This window comes from Flavobacterium plurextorum, from assembly GCF_002217395.1.
GTDB classification, from domain to species: domain Bacteria; phylum Bacteroidota; class Bacteroidia; order Flavobacteriales; family Flavobacteriaceae; genus Flavobacterium; species Flavobacterium plurextorum.
In genome coordinates, this window is record NZ_MUHD01000005.1 from 102,482 (window position 1) to 117,635 (window position 15,154).

7 protein-coding genes are annotated in these 15,154 nt (G+C 36.1%); all 7 read right to left on the minus strand.

Translation table 11 applies throughout. From position 1 onward, the window contains the following. Positions 1–57: 57 nt before the first annotated feature. The 7 genes from B0A81_RS03530 to B0A81_RS03560 all read right to left on the minus strand — a co-directional run bounded on the left by B0A81_RS03530 (position 58) and on the right by B0A81_RS03560 (position 14,462). A complete protein-coding gene (locus B0A81_RS03530) occupies positions 58–2,736 on the minus strand; it encodes a DUF4962 domain-containing protein (RefSeq protein ID WP_089056733.1) in 2,679 nt (892 codons plus the stop codon). A gap of 5 nt (positions 2,737–2,741) precedes the next feature. After that, positions 2,742–5,435 (minus strand): DUF4962 domain-containing protein, encoded by a 2,694-nt coding sequence (locus tag B0A81_RS03535; RefSeq protein WP_244281257.1) that lies wholly within the window; start codon positions 5,433–5,435, stop codon positions 2,742–2,744. Positions 5,436–5,450: 15 nt separating this feature from the next. Then, the gene (locus tag B0A81_RS03540) at positions 5,451–6,830 is read right to left on the minus strand and encodes a sulfatase family protein (RefSeq protein ID WP_089056734.1); all 1,380 of its coding nucleotides are present in this window, start codon (positions 6,828–6,830) and stop codon (positions 5,451–5,453) included. A gap of 172 nt (positions 6,831–7,002) precedes the next feature. Next, positions 7,003–8,250, minus strand: a complete 1,248-nt coding sequence (locus tag B0A81_RS03545) for an MFS transporter (protein ID WP_089056735.1) — start codon at positions 8,248–8,250, stop codon at positions 7,003–7,005. Further along, complete coding sequence (locus B0A81_RS03550; protein ID WP_089056736.1) at positions 8,237–9,202, minus strand: ROK family protein; 966 nt, start codon at positions 9,200–9,202, stop codon at positions 8,237–8,239. The genes B0A81_RS03545 and B0A81_RS03550 overlap by 14 nt, the downstream gene beginning before the upstream one ends. Positions 9,203–9,408: 206 nt before the next feature. Next, positions 9,409–11,295, minus strand: a complete 1,887-nt coding sequence (locus B0A81_RS03555; protein ID WP_089056737.1) for a RagB/SusD family nutrient uptake outer membrane protein — start codon at positions 11,293–11,295, stop codon at positions 9,409–9,411. 17 nt (positions 11,296–11,312) lie between these two features. Next, positions 11,313–14,462 (minus strand): SusC/RagA family TonB-linked outer membrane protein, encoded by a 3,150-nt coding sequence (locus B0A81_RS03560; RefSeq protein ID WP_165768029.1) that lies wholly within the window; start codon positions 14,460–14,462, stop codon positions 11,313–11,315. Positions 14,463–15,154 lie beyond the last annotated feature (692 nt).

Genomic DNA, 15,154 nt, shown 5'->3' on the forward strand with positions numbered 1-15,154 from the left:
AATAGCTTATTGATAATTTAACTCTAAATTTAAACAAAAAGAAAACACTTTATTCTTTTAATTTTTATCGTATTTAGCTGCATCTGGCAACTCGTCAACAACTTCTTGTTTGTTTACTTTAGAATTGTAAAATTCCAGTAATACAGAACTTCCTGCAATTTTTGGTGCATATTTTTTTCCTTCAAACTCTATAGATTGATTTCCAAAACTAAATGCTGATTTTGCGGTTTTGCCAATCACTTGTAAAGCTGCCGTTTTCTTGCCGTCTAACTGCGCTAAAATTTCCCAATCTCCCACTTGTAAATGCTTTAAATCATTAATGTTTGATAAGGTTTTAATGACTTCTGTTTTACCTTCTTTGATTTGAATGATAGTCAAGAATCTAAATTTTTGTTTAGGTTCTGAGGTAATTCCGGCGTGCCATTGGTCTTTAAAATCTTTAATTTTACCTTCATCATCGGTAACTTTATTCCAGTTAACTGCAGCTTCAAAAAACTGATTGTGCACAGCCATTTTTAGCGGACTTTCGGCATAAACATTAGCAGTAACATTTCCTAAGTCTGTTTTTACAACAAATTGCTGCTGATTCGATTTTTCCGAATTCTGACCTTCAATTGTATAATATGGGCAATGAAACTGTGTGGTCCATTTAACTGGATTTTTGGCTTCTAGTTCGTCGTACAAAACAATATATCCGCCTTCTAATTGCAGCATATGTCTTCTGTACAATGTTACGCCAGATTCTCCGTAACCGTTTTCTTTGCTTGGTACAACTTTAATCTGTTCGAATCTGTTCAGCCAGAATTCACTTTTAATTTCGCCGTAAGCATTGCTGGCGTCTCCTAAAGCATACTGTATGCGTTTTCCTGAGATCGCTCTTGGAATCCATCCGTAACCTTCTTCGCCAATTTTTTGGTTTAAGCTGTCGGCTAAAATAGTGTTGTACGCTTTTGTAGATCTATAGTCCAAAAGATTGTGCTTGTCGCTGAAATTGCTGTAGTAGCCAGTTCCTCCAAAGATTACTTTTCCTTTATAATTAATTGTAAAAGCATTTTGCGAAGCGTGCCCGTGTCCCGAAGAACCAAACGGACTGCTGAATAAATAGCTGCTTAAAGTTTTATCGGCGTTGGCTAAATCTTCATGCATGGCAACAACTCCTACATCTCCAAATTTGCGTGTTTTAGGCAAATCTGAAGGAGATGAAACAGGTAATTTTCGGTTTGGTTTAAAATTTAAAAGACGGAAAAGCAGGAAATCATCTGTACCGTGATAATAAGACGGATATTCTTTTTTTATTCCGTCAACATACCAGTTTAAATATGGATTATCAATTTTGTAAGTCAGCGCATCAGCAAACCAAGCTTCGCCTTTTACAATGTACGGAATATTCTCCCACATGTCTCCAATTGCGGTACTTGCCGATTTATTAGGATGTGTATAAAGCATATAATAGGGCAGATTCTGCATCCAAGGCAATTTGAAATAATCGACTCCGCTAAAATCGCCAAACATTTGCGACAGGTAAATAATCGATTTAAAGTTGACTCTAAAATAGCCGTTTCCTTCATGCCAGCCGCCATCTGTTGTGCCAAGAACTGGAAAACGCGCCGACCATACTTCATACAAATAGGTAAGCCATTCTTTTGCTTCAGGCACATCGTTTATTACTGAAACGGTTGCAATAGCAAGATTTCGCATAGTAATCTGCCAGACATGATTGTCACTTACGTGCAATTCAAAACGATTTGGTAAATGATCGTAAACTCTTTTTGCTCTCAGTTTAATGATATTTTTAAAAAGCTCTTTTTCATCTGGTGATAAAAAATCATATCCCGCATCGTAAAACCAGCCTAAAGCTTCAAGTACTGCACCGCTTGTAAAATCATCGCCAGTTGCAAGTCCGTCAGGATTCATATTAGCAATGTTTATAGCTCTGCGTTTGGCGTCTAAAATGAAACGTTTGTCTTTAGTAAGCTGATAAGCAATACATAAATTACGAACTGGAGTACCAACGGCGTCTCCAAAACCATGATACATTCGCTCGATAATGATCTTTTTTTCTAATGGATTTTTACCAGTTGTATCAATTACACGTTGCGGTTTCTCTGTTGGGAGAGGAGCAAGCATTAATTTTTCCGCGTAAGCGATAAACTTTTTAGCCTCAGGATTATCTAAATTATTTTTGTAAAAATCCTCGCCAATTGTACGCATATCCCACAAAAGCGGATGTGCTCCTTCATTTCGTTTTAAAACTTCGTTTACAGGCGGAGAAACTTTTTGGTTTGCATATTTTGAATCAATAACAAAATCGTACGTTGGAGACCACGTCCATTGATTGCTGTTTTTTAAGGCATACCCATATTTCCAATACCATTTTCCAGATTTTAAAGCCTGATGCAAAGGATAAACTGCCCAACGTTGTTCGTTACTGGTAATTAAATCTTTAGTAAAGTTTTTATCGCTTGCCAGCATTACTTTGTATCGTACGTTGCCAATATTTGGATCTTCTGGAATTGCGCTGCCGCTTTCCATTGGTTTCACCATTTCTTTACCGTTTGTTCCCGGCCAAAGCAGAGCAGGAGCATTTGTAGGCACTGTTATTCCGTTTACAGGATATGGCCATTCGCGTACTCTAGAATGTAATTTTTCGGCAGTGAGTTTAATTTCTGCAGGTTGCTGTGCAGCTAGTTTACCACTTAGAATTAGTAAGATCGCAAAACTTATATTTTTTATCATGGTAATTATAACTTAGTTTTAGAATCATATTTTGCGACATCTGGTAATTCATCGATTACTTCTTGCAGCATTGGTTTGTTATTGATAGTTTCAACAAGCATTGAGCTTCCGCTGGTTTGATGTTGATACGTTTTTTTTCCTAGTTTAATAGAAGAAGCACCGTAATTAAAAGCCGTATTTAATTTTTCATTTTTAATGTTTAACATTGGAGCTTGATCACTATTTAATTGTGCAGATAACTCCCAACTGCCAAAATTCAGCTGAATGTTTCCATTTTCTAATGCGACAGGTTTTATGATTTCTGCTGTTTTACCATCGATTTTAATGACGGTTAGAAAGCGCATTTTTTTACTTGGCGTTGAAGTTATTCCCGCATGCCACTGATTTTTATATTCGAAAATTTTTCCGTCTGGGCCAGTTACTTTGTTCCAGTTTACGGCAGCTTCGGCAAATTTATCATGCACTTGCATTTTAAGATCAGTATTGGCAAAAACACTTGTATTTACTAAACCTACATCTGTTTTTACGGTAAAATTCTGCTGTTTACTGTTGGCTGTTTCTTTCGATTCAATTGTATAATAAGGCACTTGAAATTGGGTTGTCCATTTTACTGGTTTTTCAGCTTCGAGTTCATCGTAAATCACAACATAACCTTCTTCTAACTGTAGATAATGCCTGCGATAAAGGGTAATATTTCGCTGTCCATATCCATTTGCTTCATTTGGTACGACATTAATTTTTTGAAAACGATCCAGCCAGAATTCATTTGTAATAGGACCGTAAGCTTTTGCAGCGTCGCCCAACACATATTGAATGTGTTTTCCTGTAATAAAACGTGGCGTCCAGCCGTAACCGTCTTCGCCAATTTTTTGTCCCAGACTATCTGCGAGAATAGTTGAATAGGCTCTTGAAGTGCGATAATCTAATAGGTTGTGACGATCACTAAAATTACTGTAATAGCCAGTGCCTCCAAAAATTGTTTTGCCCTTATAGTTAATAGTAAATGCATTTTGTGAAGCATGACCGTGACCAGAAGAACCAATAGGACAGCTAAAGAAATAACTGCTTAAATTTTTAGAAGTATCAGATAGATTTTCATGCATAGCAGCGATTCCCATGTCTTGAAACCAACGTGATTTCGGAAGTTCATTAAACGACGATTCAGGCAGATTTCGTTCTGATTTATAGTTTATTAATCGATAAAGCAATAAATCATCTGTTCCTGTAAAGTAGTTCGGATAGTCTTTTTTAATAGCAGCTACATAAGTATTAAGAAAAGGATTGTTTATTCTATACGTAAGAGCATCAGCAAACGAAGCGTCGATTTTAGCAATATTAGGTTCTTTTTCCCACATGTCGCCCATAGCCATGCATGAAGCCGCCGATGGATGTGTGTATAGCAGGAAATATGGAAGATTTTGCATCCAAGGCAGTTGAAAATAATCTACACCGCTTAAATCTCCTAATAATTGAGATAAATAAATAAACGATCTAAAGTTTACTTTAAAATAACCGCTGCCTTCATGCCATCCGCCGTCATTATTACTTAAAATAGGGAATCGGGCAGACCAGACTTCATAAATGTAAGTCAGCCATTTATTAGCTTCGGGTACTTCGTCGACAGTTGCTACGGCGCCTATTGCAAGATTTCGCAATGTAATCTGCCAAATGTGATTGTCGTTTATGTTGATTTCGAAGCGGTTTGGAAGATGACGGTAAATTCGTTCACCGCGTAATTTGATAACAGATTTTAAAAATGTTTTTTCGTCAGAGCTTAGAAATTCAAATCCAGCATCGTAAAACCATGCAACAGCTTCTAATATTGCTCCTCCTGTAAAATCATCGCGAGTAGCTAAACCGTCTGGATTCATCTTGGCAATATTGAGTGCTCTGCGTTTAGCATCCAAAATGAATCTTTTGTCTTTTGTAAGCTGATAAGCAATACAAAGATTACGTACAGGATTGCCCACCATATCTCCAAAACCGTGATACATGGCTTCAATATTGATTTTTTTCTGAAGTTCAGATTTGCCGGTTGTATCGATGTAACGTCTTGGTTTTTCTTCGGGAAGCGGCTCCAGCATTAATTTTTCAGCGTAAGCGATAAATTTTTTAGCTTCAGGATTAGATAGGTTTTTTAAGTAAAAATCGTTCCCTATTTTATTCATATTCCAAAGCCTCGGATGCTGTCCGTTTACACGCTGTAAAACCGTAGCGGCTGATGGTGAAACGGGATTATTTACAGCTGCAGGATTAACGATAAAATCATATGAAGGCGACCAAACCCAGTTTTGTGCGTTTTTCTGACGATAAGCATATTTCCAATACCATTTTCCAGATTTCAAAGGCTGATGAAGCGGATACATTGCCCATTCTTGCTCTTCGCTGCTGATTAAGTTTTGCTTAAAATCAGGATCAGAAGCCAGCATTACTTTGTAAACCACATGGTGAATTTTTGGATCAATGGTAAAATCATCTCCAATATCTCCTGAAAGCACAATTTTCTTTTCGCCATTTGTTCCCGGCCAAAGTAAAGCAGGCGCATTTGTATTGATGGTCACTCCATTTGCAGGATAAGGCCATTCTCTAAGTCTGCCATGCAGTGTTTCGGCTGTTAATTTAATTGTCGCTGGCTGTTGACCATATATATGAAATGTGATTACAAAAAGTAATAACATAAATGCTTTTTTATGCAGCATAATCTTGTTTTTGGTTTATAACCCAGATTGAAAAGTATCTCCGTTTTCTTTGCACCACTGTTTTAAGTAACGACGCATTTCATTCAGTTGTTTTTTATAGGCTGAATTAACGGCTAGGTTTGTAATTTCTCCTGGATCATTGGTTAGATTGAATAGTTGTTCTTTTAAATCGCCTTTATTGTAAACGATATACTTAAAATCTTTTGAAATTACAGCGCGTCCGCTGATGCCTAAAAGATCTTCGTTATCGGCAAAATCGGTTTCAATAACCAAAGTATCACGCAGGTTTTGCGCTGGATTGGCTATTTTTTTGCTAAGATCGATTCCTTTTAAATAATTAGGTTTTTGTACTCCGGTAAATCCGCAGATGGTCGGAATAATATCGATTCCGTTACAAACCAGCATTTCGTCAGTTCGTGGTGACCATTGACCTATTTTCGAAATAATGAAAGGTATTTTTGCTGATTCTTCGTATAATATTTGTTTTTGGTTCCAGCTGTGACCTGCGTAACCGTCACCATGATCTGCTGTAAAAACGATGATGGTGTTTTTTTCGATATTGTATTTTTTTAAAGAAGCGAGAACCATTTCGATATAAACATCTACTTTTTCTACCAAGCGGTTGTAAGCCCATCGGTATTGACGCCATTGATCTTCTGTCCAGTTTACACTTGGATAGGTTCCTGGATTTACTTTTTGCTGTTCACGTACAATTTTAGGTTCATGATCTGGAATTTTCCAGTTAAGTGGCAAGGGTGGACATTGTGCTGCGGGTGGAGCTTTTTCTAGAACATCCATTTTTAGATCTTCATGGCGCGCCCACTCACAAATGTCATGCGGATTTAAAAAAGAAGCGACAAGCAAAAATGGTTTGTCTTTGTTTTCTTTGATAAAGCGCGCACAGAACGATGGAGTTGCGGCATCATTATAATCTTGAAAATTAGTGTTTTCGATGTATTCAAAACCATGCTGGCTTTTCTTTGCCGTTGGTACAGGCAAATGCCATTTTCCAACATAACCTGTTTTATATCCTCCGTTTTGGAAAATTTTCCCCATCATAAGCAAATCTTCGGGCCATTGTCCGTCTTTCTCTGGAGCATTTCCGATGAAACCATTCTCAAAAGGCATTTTTCCGCTCATAATTGAACTGCGTGACGGCGAACACAAAGGCTGCGCACAATATGCTCTGGTAAAACGAACACCATTTTGTGCTAGTTTATCCATTGCAGGTGTATGTAAATCTTTATTTCCTGCAATACTCATAGCATCAGCAGTCTGCTGATCGGTCATTATAATTAGAATATTAGGACGATCGCTGGTTTGAGCCTTACTCGCAAAGGGGGCGGCGATCAAACCTGCTAGAGATAATAGTACTATTGTTTTTTTAAATAACATAATGGTCTGGTTTATTTAGTAGCTAGCTGTCTTTTTATAGGACATAGAGTCTTTGAAAGTACAAAACGAATTTAGGGATCATTGATTTAAGATAGTTTTGATTTTGTACAAAATGCTATTAATTTTAATTAAAAGTCAATACCTGTGCGGTATTTCATACTGATTTTGCACTTTAATTTTGTTCGCTTTTGAAAATATTCTTCAGTTTGGTAGTTTTATTATTAATGATAGGTTTTGCGCTGTAAGCTAAAAATAAAATGTACCCAAGCGTAAAAAACAGAAAAGACATAGCATAACGAAGTCCCATATAATCACCTAAAGTTCCAATAATAAGAGGCACGAGTGCACCGCCAAAAATACCAGAACATAGAATACCAGAAAAGGAACCATGATGTTTATGTGTAGAATTAAGTGCCAGCGAGAATACAATTGAAAACATAACTGAAATGGTAAAACCTAAAGTTATAAATGCCGCAACAGCCATTTCTGAATCACCATATAATGCAGCAATTAAGACGATCATGGAGAAAATACTGGCTGTTTTTAAAACTATTTTTGAGTCCCATAGTTTTAAAACGGCAAGTCCAAGTAAACAGCCAAAAGTCATGGCTCCCCAAAACCAAGCAACGGTACTTGCACCTCTAGAAGCAGGATCAATGCCATGATAGCTTCTTAAAAATTCAGACATCCAGTTTGCTAGTGATTGTTCTGTGCCTACATAGGCGACAATTCCTAAAAAGAAAAGCCAGATTTCGCGTTTTTGCAGCAGTTCTAAGTATACTCGGGAAGTTCCAGTTTTTTCATCATCGTTGAGTTTTACAATTGGTATTTTCAGGAATGCTACTACTAGAATAATTACGACAAAAATCAAAGTAAATAACCAGTATAAGATCGTCCAGTTTAAATTATTTTGAACAAGATTATTAAAAATAAAGTCTAGAAAAGCATTGTTTTGATGTAAGAGATAGGTAAAAACAAACGGACTGATAAATGAGGCTAATCCAAATGTAAGCTGTGCCATAACAGAGTAAAAAGCAAAGTTTTCTTCGCCTCCTGCTGTGCGCATCAACGGGTTAATAATAACTTGCAGCATGGCCATTCCTAATCCAATTACAAATAAAGAGCCTAGCGCAGTGCTGTAAAGAGGATTTATGGCAAAGGCTGCTGAACCGGCTAAGTTTAAAGAAAAGGCTAGAAGCATTGCCTTTTTTTCTCCCATTTTTTCGATTAGTATTCCAGCGGGAATTGACATAATTCCATAAGCTAAAAAGAACGAGAAAGGTAAAAAAGCGGCCATCGTAAGGCTGAGTTTGTATGTTTGAATGATTATAGGCATTAATGGACCTAAAATATTGGTTACAAATGAGATTACGAACCAAATAACAAGAATCATTACAACTAGAAAATTATTTCGTTTCATAATGTTCCATTTTAAGTTTCTGAAAAACATTTGCAGTGCAGCCCAATATACCTGCCTTATTTCCTAATTTGGCAGCAACAATCTGGGTATGAACCGAAGCAGCAGGAATGGACAAGGTTTTTGTTCGGTATCTTAATTCGTCGATATAAAACGTGCCTGCTTCGCTGATTCCACCGCCTATAATTACTTTTTGCGGACTGCAGATGTTTATAAAACTGGCAATCCCTGCGGCTAAAGAGTCAAAATGACGTTCCATGGCACGAACGGCATGTTTTTCTCCAATACGGTATTTGTCGACAATATATCTACCGTCAATTTCTTCGGAAGAAAATTTACTTTGAGATTTATAATCTTCAATTAAAGCAGTAATAGAGGCGTAAGCTTCCAGACAACCGCGTCCGCCGCAAGTGCAGGGCAAGCCGTTTTGCTGTATTATGATATGACCTAGTTCACCGCCGCGATTGTTAAAGCCGCCGTAAAGTTTTTTATCAATCATAATAGCTCCGCCGATACCTGTGCCAACTGTTAGAAAAACAGCATCAGTACAATCTTTTGCCGCACCGTAGGTTAATTCGCCAAGTCCCATTAAATTGGCATCGTTATCAATAACAATAGTATGACCAGTTAGTTCTTTTAAAATAATGCCTAATGGTAATTCTTCAAAACCAGGTAAATTATCTGCACCGCCAATGATTACGTTATTTTCGACAAGACCTGGAAAACCAATACCCACGCCGGCAATTGGCTTTTTTAATTGCAAGGTGCATTGGTTGATGGCGTCTGCGATTAGTTGTATAATTTCTTCTTGGGTGCCGGCATTCTGTAATGGAACTAGAAAGGACAGTAAAATTTTGCCTTCTTCATTAACAAGACCGCATTTAAGTGAGGTACCGCCAATATCGATTCCAACTGCGTAGGATGAAGGCAGTTCAGAATTATATAAGTTTATCATAATTGTAATTTTAATTACCCTCGTGAAGAGTTTATTTTAGCATCGGAGGATAAAATTGAATGCAATGGTTTAGTTACATTAAATGAAAAAATGTCGTTTTCAACTCAGATGAAACAATTAATGCAGAACGAGGTCCTGCATTAATGTTTTAAAAAGATATTTTTTTTGAAAGGAAAATGAATTGTAAAGATTCAAGAACCGCTCGTTTAATATTTAGGATTTTGTCGTGTAATGTTTTTATTTACATCGGTTTCATTCTGAGGATAAGGATAAAGTTCATGCTTTCCTGCTACAAAGTTTCCAACTGAAGGATAGAAATAGTTGGAACGAATAAGTTTTACGGCATTAGCAGTTTCAGTTATTTTATCTCCTAAAATTCCCCATCTAATCAAATCAGCTCTTCTCATTCCTTCAAAAGAAAGTTCCCAAGCTCTTTCTTGCTGAAGAGCTTTAAGAAAACTAGTTTTGTCAAGACCTGTTGGCAAATTCATCTCTGCTGTGGTTGGTTTTGGCAAAATTCTAGCTGTTGCTGTTGCGCCAGAACCTTTTCCGTCGACACTTGTAATTGTAACAGTTGGTACAGAAGTATAACCGTCTCCAGTACGTAACATTGCAATTGTGTTGATAGCGCCGCTTGCCAAAGTTACAACAGCCGCAGAAGCATCAGAACCGCCGCCGCCTGTAATTTGGATTACTACATTTGCTGCAGAACTATATCCAGTACCTTTTGTCTTTAAGTCAACAGCAATACGGCTTCCTTGCACGTCGGCACCAAAACCTCTTCTGCGAACTTGATTAATTGCATCGTAAGCAATAGCATTTGGACCTTCATTTAATTCGTTTTCTACTTCGGCGCGCATTAAAAGCAAATCAGAATAGCGCATAATAACCCAATTAATGTGGCTGTATGCTTTTTCTTGAATTGAATTGGTTTGAAATTCACGACTCCATTTTCCAACCGTCCAGCTCTCGTCTTGTCTTGTAGTCAAAAGTGCTACTTTATTTCCAGCGGCATTTAATGTGTACATGGCAATCGAGAAATCTCTTCTTTGATCTGCTGCATTAAATCCGTTATAAAAAGGTTTTGGAACAACACATCTTGAGTTGGTCGAAGAATAAAAACCATTTGCGGTAGTTACACCATTAAAATTACCAATGTTAGAAGAGTTTTCTCTATATCCTGCCGGATTGTAAAAGGCTACTTGAAAAATGTTTTCAGTAGGCTCTAAAACATGCAGACACTGGTTCTTAAAAACCTTTGAATAAGATGGATTCAACTTATACGGGTTTTGTGCCATTACTTCATTGATTTGCTGTTGTGCCAGTTTATAAAAATCTTTATAGTTGGCAGGACGACTCATCGTTCCGTCAGCACCTAATGAATATCCGCCGGCAAATAGGGCAACTCTTGCCAGCATAGCTTTAGCAGCCCATTTGTTTACACGTTCATCTGTAGGGATTTGTTCCGGCAATAGGAGGGCAGCTTCCTGCATATCTTTGATAATCTGTGTGTAGATTTCTTTTTTGTCTACAAGACCGCCTTTTAAATCATCTCCTGCCTGTGAACTTTTTATTTTAAAAGGAACATCACCCCATAAACGTACTAACTCAGAATAGTAAAAGCCGCGTAAAAATTTAGCTTCACCAATGAATTTGTTTAATTGGTCTTTTTGAGCTTGAGTTCCTTCGGTGTACAAGGCCATTTGCGGAATTCTTTCAATCGCAACATTGGCTCTGTCAATTCCTTCATATAATTTGCTCCAAACGGCATAAAAAACGTTTGTCTGCGAAATACCTTGATAATGTGGAATCATACGCCAGTCATCGGCACTTAAACCGTTGATTTGTTGAATGTCAGTATCAGTATCAAAAAGTATAGAGATATTCCATCCATAACTGTCAAAAGAGGACATTGCTTCATAAACTCCTAATACAGCCATATTGGCTTCGTCTGAAGTTTTAAAGAAATTGGCTGTTGTAAAATAAGAATAGGGTGTAACTTCTAATTCTTTTTCACATGAATTAAGCGGCAGTAAAAGAAAAGATACACTCGCTGCTATAATTGCTCCAGAGGAAAATATTTTGTTTTTCATTTTTTCTAATCTTTAAATTATAGTGAAATATTTAAACCAGTGATAAAGGATTTACTTCTTGGATAAGCACTAAAATCTACTCCTCTGGTAATCGCATTATTAAGTACGCTGACTTCTGGATCAAATCCTGAATATTTCGTAAATACATATAAATTATAAGCTGTAAAATAAACTCTCAAATTTGAGATATACGATTTTTTCAGCCATGCTTTTGGCAGTGTGTAACCTAAACTAATATTGTTGATTCTTAAAAAAGAACCGTCTTCAATAATATCGCTGTACAAACGTCCTGTAGTGTTACCATTAAAAGCAGGGTTCGTTTTACCAACATTTAAAGCAGCTAATTCAGTAGGATCAGTTACACGTTGTCCAGCAGCATTAATAGTTGTCCATCTATCAGCAAACATGGCAAATGTATTTAGATTGTCTAAATTAAGCCTTGAATTGTTTAGCACGTTTGCATTGTAAATATCGTTACCAACTGTAAAATCAAGAAAAACACTTAAGTCAATCCCTTTATAACTGAAAGTATTGTTTAAACCTCCTGTATATTTTGGATTTGCATCTCCTATTGCGGTTCTGTCAAGATCATTGATAACACCATCTGGAGTACCATTTGGACCGCTGATGTCTTTAAATTTAATGTAACCAGGCTGTACAGCAAGATTATCACTTACTACACCACTTTTTAAAGTATAAGTGCCGGCAGTTGCATTATAATCAAAATCACTTACTTGATATAAACCGTCGTTTACATAACCATACATTACGCCGACTGGCTGTCCCACTTTTAGGATGTAGTCATTTTTGTCTGTATAACTATTAGTAATAAGTGATGTTTCACCTTCGCTTAAACTAAGGACTTTTGTTTTGTTGAAAGCAATATTAAAAGTGGTGTTCCAGTTAAAATTATCATTTTTAACATTAGTTGTATTCAACGTAAATTCTATACCACGGTTTGAAGTTGCTCCAATATTCTGGAATTGTTTTTTAAATCCAGAACTAGCAGGAACACGAGTGTTGTAAAGTAAATCTTTTGAACGATTTTCATACAACTCGGTAGTAAGAGAGATACGTTGTTTAAAGAATCCTAAATCTAAACCTAAATTGGTTGATTTAGTAGATTCCCATTTCAAATATGGGTTTGGAAGATTACTTTGAAAAGCAGTAATATTTACTTGATTGTTTAAAGGATATGATCCTGAATTGAAAATACCTAAAGCAGCATAATTTGCAATTCTGTTATTTCCAGCTTCTCCATAACTTAAACGGAATTTTAAATCAGAAAATGCAGGAATATTTTTCATGAAATCTTCTTCAATAACTCTCCAAGCGGCAGAAACCGAAGGGAAAACTCCCCATTGATTTTCAGTTCCAAATTTAGAAGAACCGTCTGCACGTAAACTTGCTGACAGTAAATATCTGCTTTTGAATGAATAATCGGCTTTTCCGAAAAATGATAATAATTTATCGTCTTCAGCAAATGAAGTTGGAATTGCGGCAATTGTACCAAGTTGTAATTTATCCCATCCTAAATTTACATTAGGAAATGCTGATGCTGATGCTGAAATTCCTTCAGAATAATTGTAAATATACTCTTGACCTGCTGTTACACTAAGTTTATGCTTTTTAGCGAATGTATTATTGTAAGTCAAAACGTTGTTGTAGTTTAAACGAGTCGAAAGATTATGTGTAATACCTCCGTTTGCTCCACCAGATCTGATAGCTTGTATTCCTTCAGCACCATTAAAGTACTTACTTTTAACGCTGTTATCCGTGTAACTTACCAAACCGCTGTAAACTAATTTTGGTGTAAGGTAGTACGAAAGTTGAAAGTTCATGTTGATAGAACGATTTACTGTTTCTCTTTTTTGGCTGTCAATAGTGATAAGCGGACTTTGAAATGCTGGTGAAGCTTGATTGTCTAACGGATCAATCAGCAAATATTTAAGATCATCATCAGAACCATTTTTTCCAATCGTAGGACGATATTGCAATAGCGTTTGCAGCATACTTAATCTAGCATTTCCACCATCATTTGTAGATAATCCTGTAATTTTTTGATTAGAATAATTGACAATAGCGTTAACCGTAAATTTTTTGCTTATCGCTTGTGTTACTTGCAATTTTGCAATGTTTTTTAAAGATTCACTGCCAATCATAATTCCTTGATCATTATTAACCGAATAAAACGCATTGTATTTTGTATCACTTTCGCCGCCGCTGATACCTATTTTATGATACTGATTTACAACAGCATTTCCAAAAACTTCATCTTGCCAGTTGATTCCCGCTCTATTTTTGTAAAGTCCTTCCATTTCATCATAAGTTCCAAAAGTGCTTAGGTATTTTTGCATTCTGGTGTCATCTGTCGCACTTTCGTAAACCAATTGTGTGTATTGGTACGGGTTCATTACCGGTAATGTTTTGGCAATTGTTTTTATACCGCCATAAGTATCGTAGCTTAATCTAAGTTTTCCGCCAGCAGATTTTTTTGTAGTTACTAAAATTACTCCATTTGCACCTTGCGCACCATAAATAGAAGTAGAGGATGCATCTTTTAAGACATCAATAGATTCGATATCCATTGGATCTAAAAAAGCAAGACCGCCAGTTTGTGCTACTCCATCGACTACATAAAGAGGTTCGTTACTCTGCGTGATCGAAGTTCCTCCTCTAATTCGTAATGAAGGTTGTGCTCCAGGAGTTCCGTCTGGCATAGTTACTTGCAATCCGGCAATACGACCTTGCATTGCCTGCGCTACATCCTGTACAGGAATTTTAGCTATTTCAGTTCCTTTTACAGAAGATATTGCACCAGTAAGGTTTTTTCGTGTTTTTGTTCCATATCCAACTACAACAACTTCATCAAGATTATTGGCATTGTCAATAAGCTTTGTATTGATAAGTGTTCTGTTCTTTACCTGTTCTTCAGTAGTTTTGGTTCCAATAAAAGAAAATACTAATACAGCATTAGATTTTACTTTAATTTGATATTCACCATCCATAGAGGTAATTGTGCTGTTTTTAGTTCCTTTTTCAGAAACGGTTGCCCCAGGCATAGGCATATTTTGGGAGTCGGTTACAACACCTTTAACTGTAATAACATCTTGCCCGTACATCACGCAAGTTGTCAGCAGTAAAAATAAAAATAGAGTCCTTTTCATAATTTTGGTTTTAACCGGAATAAGTTTTGGCTTATTCCAAATAGCTAATATTTGAGTTAGTTTTAACCTTGTAAAGCAAAAGTTACTGATGCATTATTTTTCCGGCAGTTAACGATTGGCTTTAATAAGGTTTGGTTTAATGTCTCTTAAATTGTATTCTTTTTAAATCACAATCGGCCGATGATTGTTTTTGGAGAAAAGTATAACAATTTATGAACTTGAAAAAATGACTTAGGGATTTTTTGTCTTGTAAACAAAAGATGTTTTTGTAAAAATTGATTCATTAGCTTTTGATTAGTCATGTTGGTTATTATTTGATAGAAACAAATATAGAAATCGACCTAAAATGACAGTTTTGAAAACGTCCAAAATACTATTGATTTTGATTAAAACAAGCTTTAAACCCCAAAAAATTAAGGGTAAAAATGTATTTTTAATATTTTTTCTTACTTTTTATTTAGTATTATCTTTTTCTATTTCATGCAAAAGATAAACAAGGTTTAAAATGCGGTTAAAAAGCATTTAAATAAGTGAAAAATAAAGTCGATATAAGCCGTTGATATTTAAGTAGAAAGTAAATTTAATCTGTTACAGTCTATTATTTTGTGTCTAGATTTTGAAAATTATAAGTAAAGGTTATTTGCTAAAAGGTGGATTTAGTTTCTTTGTAAAAGACAAGATAAAAACAAGAC

Excerpts from the sequence above, each read along its gene's own strand:
- B0A81_RS03550 (WP_089056736.1), bottom strand. The coding sequence starts at position 9,202 with ATGATAAACTTATATAATTCTGAACTGCCTTCATCCTACGCAGTTGGA.
- B0A81_RS03540 (WP_089056734.1), bottom strand. The coding sequence starts at position 6,830 with ATGTTATTTAAAAAAACAATAGTACTATTATCTCTAGCAGGTTTGATC.
- B0A81_RS03535 (WP_244281257.1), bottom strand. The coding sequence starts at position 5,435 with ATGCTGCATAAAAAAGCATTTATGTTATTACTTTTTGTAATCACATTT.
- B0A81_RS03560 (WP_165768029.1), bottom strand. The coding sequence starts at position 14,462 with ATGAAAAGGACTCTATTTTTATTTTTACTGCTGACAACTTGCGTGATG.
- B0A81_RS03545 (WP_089056735.1), bottom strand. The coding sequence starts at position 8,250 with ATGAAACGAAATAATTTTCTAGTTGTAATGATTCTTGTTATTTGGTTC.
- B0A81_RS03530 (WP_089056733.1), bottom strand. The coding sequence starts at position 2,736 with ATGATAAAAAATATAAGTTTTGCGATCTTACTAATTCTAAGTGGTAAA.
- B0A81_RS03555 (WP_089056737.1), bottom strand. The coding sequence starts at position 11,295 with ATGAAAAACAAAATATTTTCCTCTGGAGCAATTATAGCAGCGAGTGTA.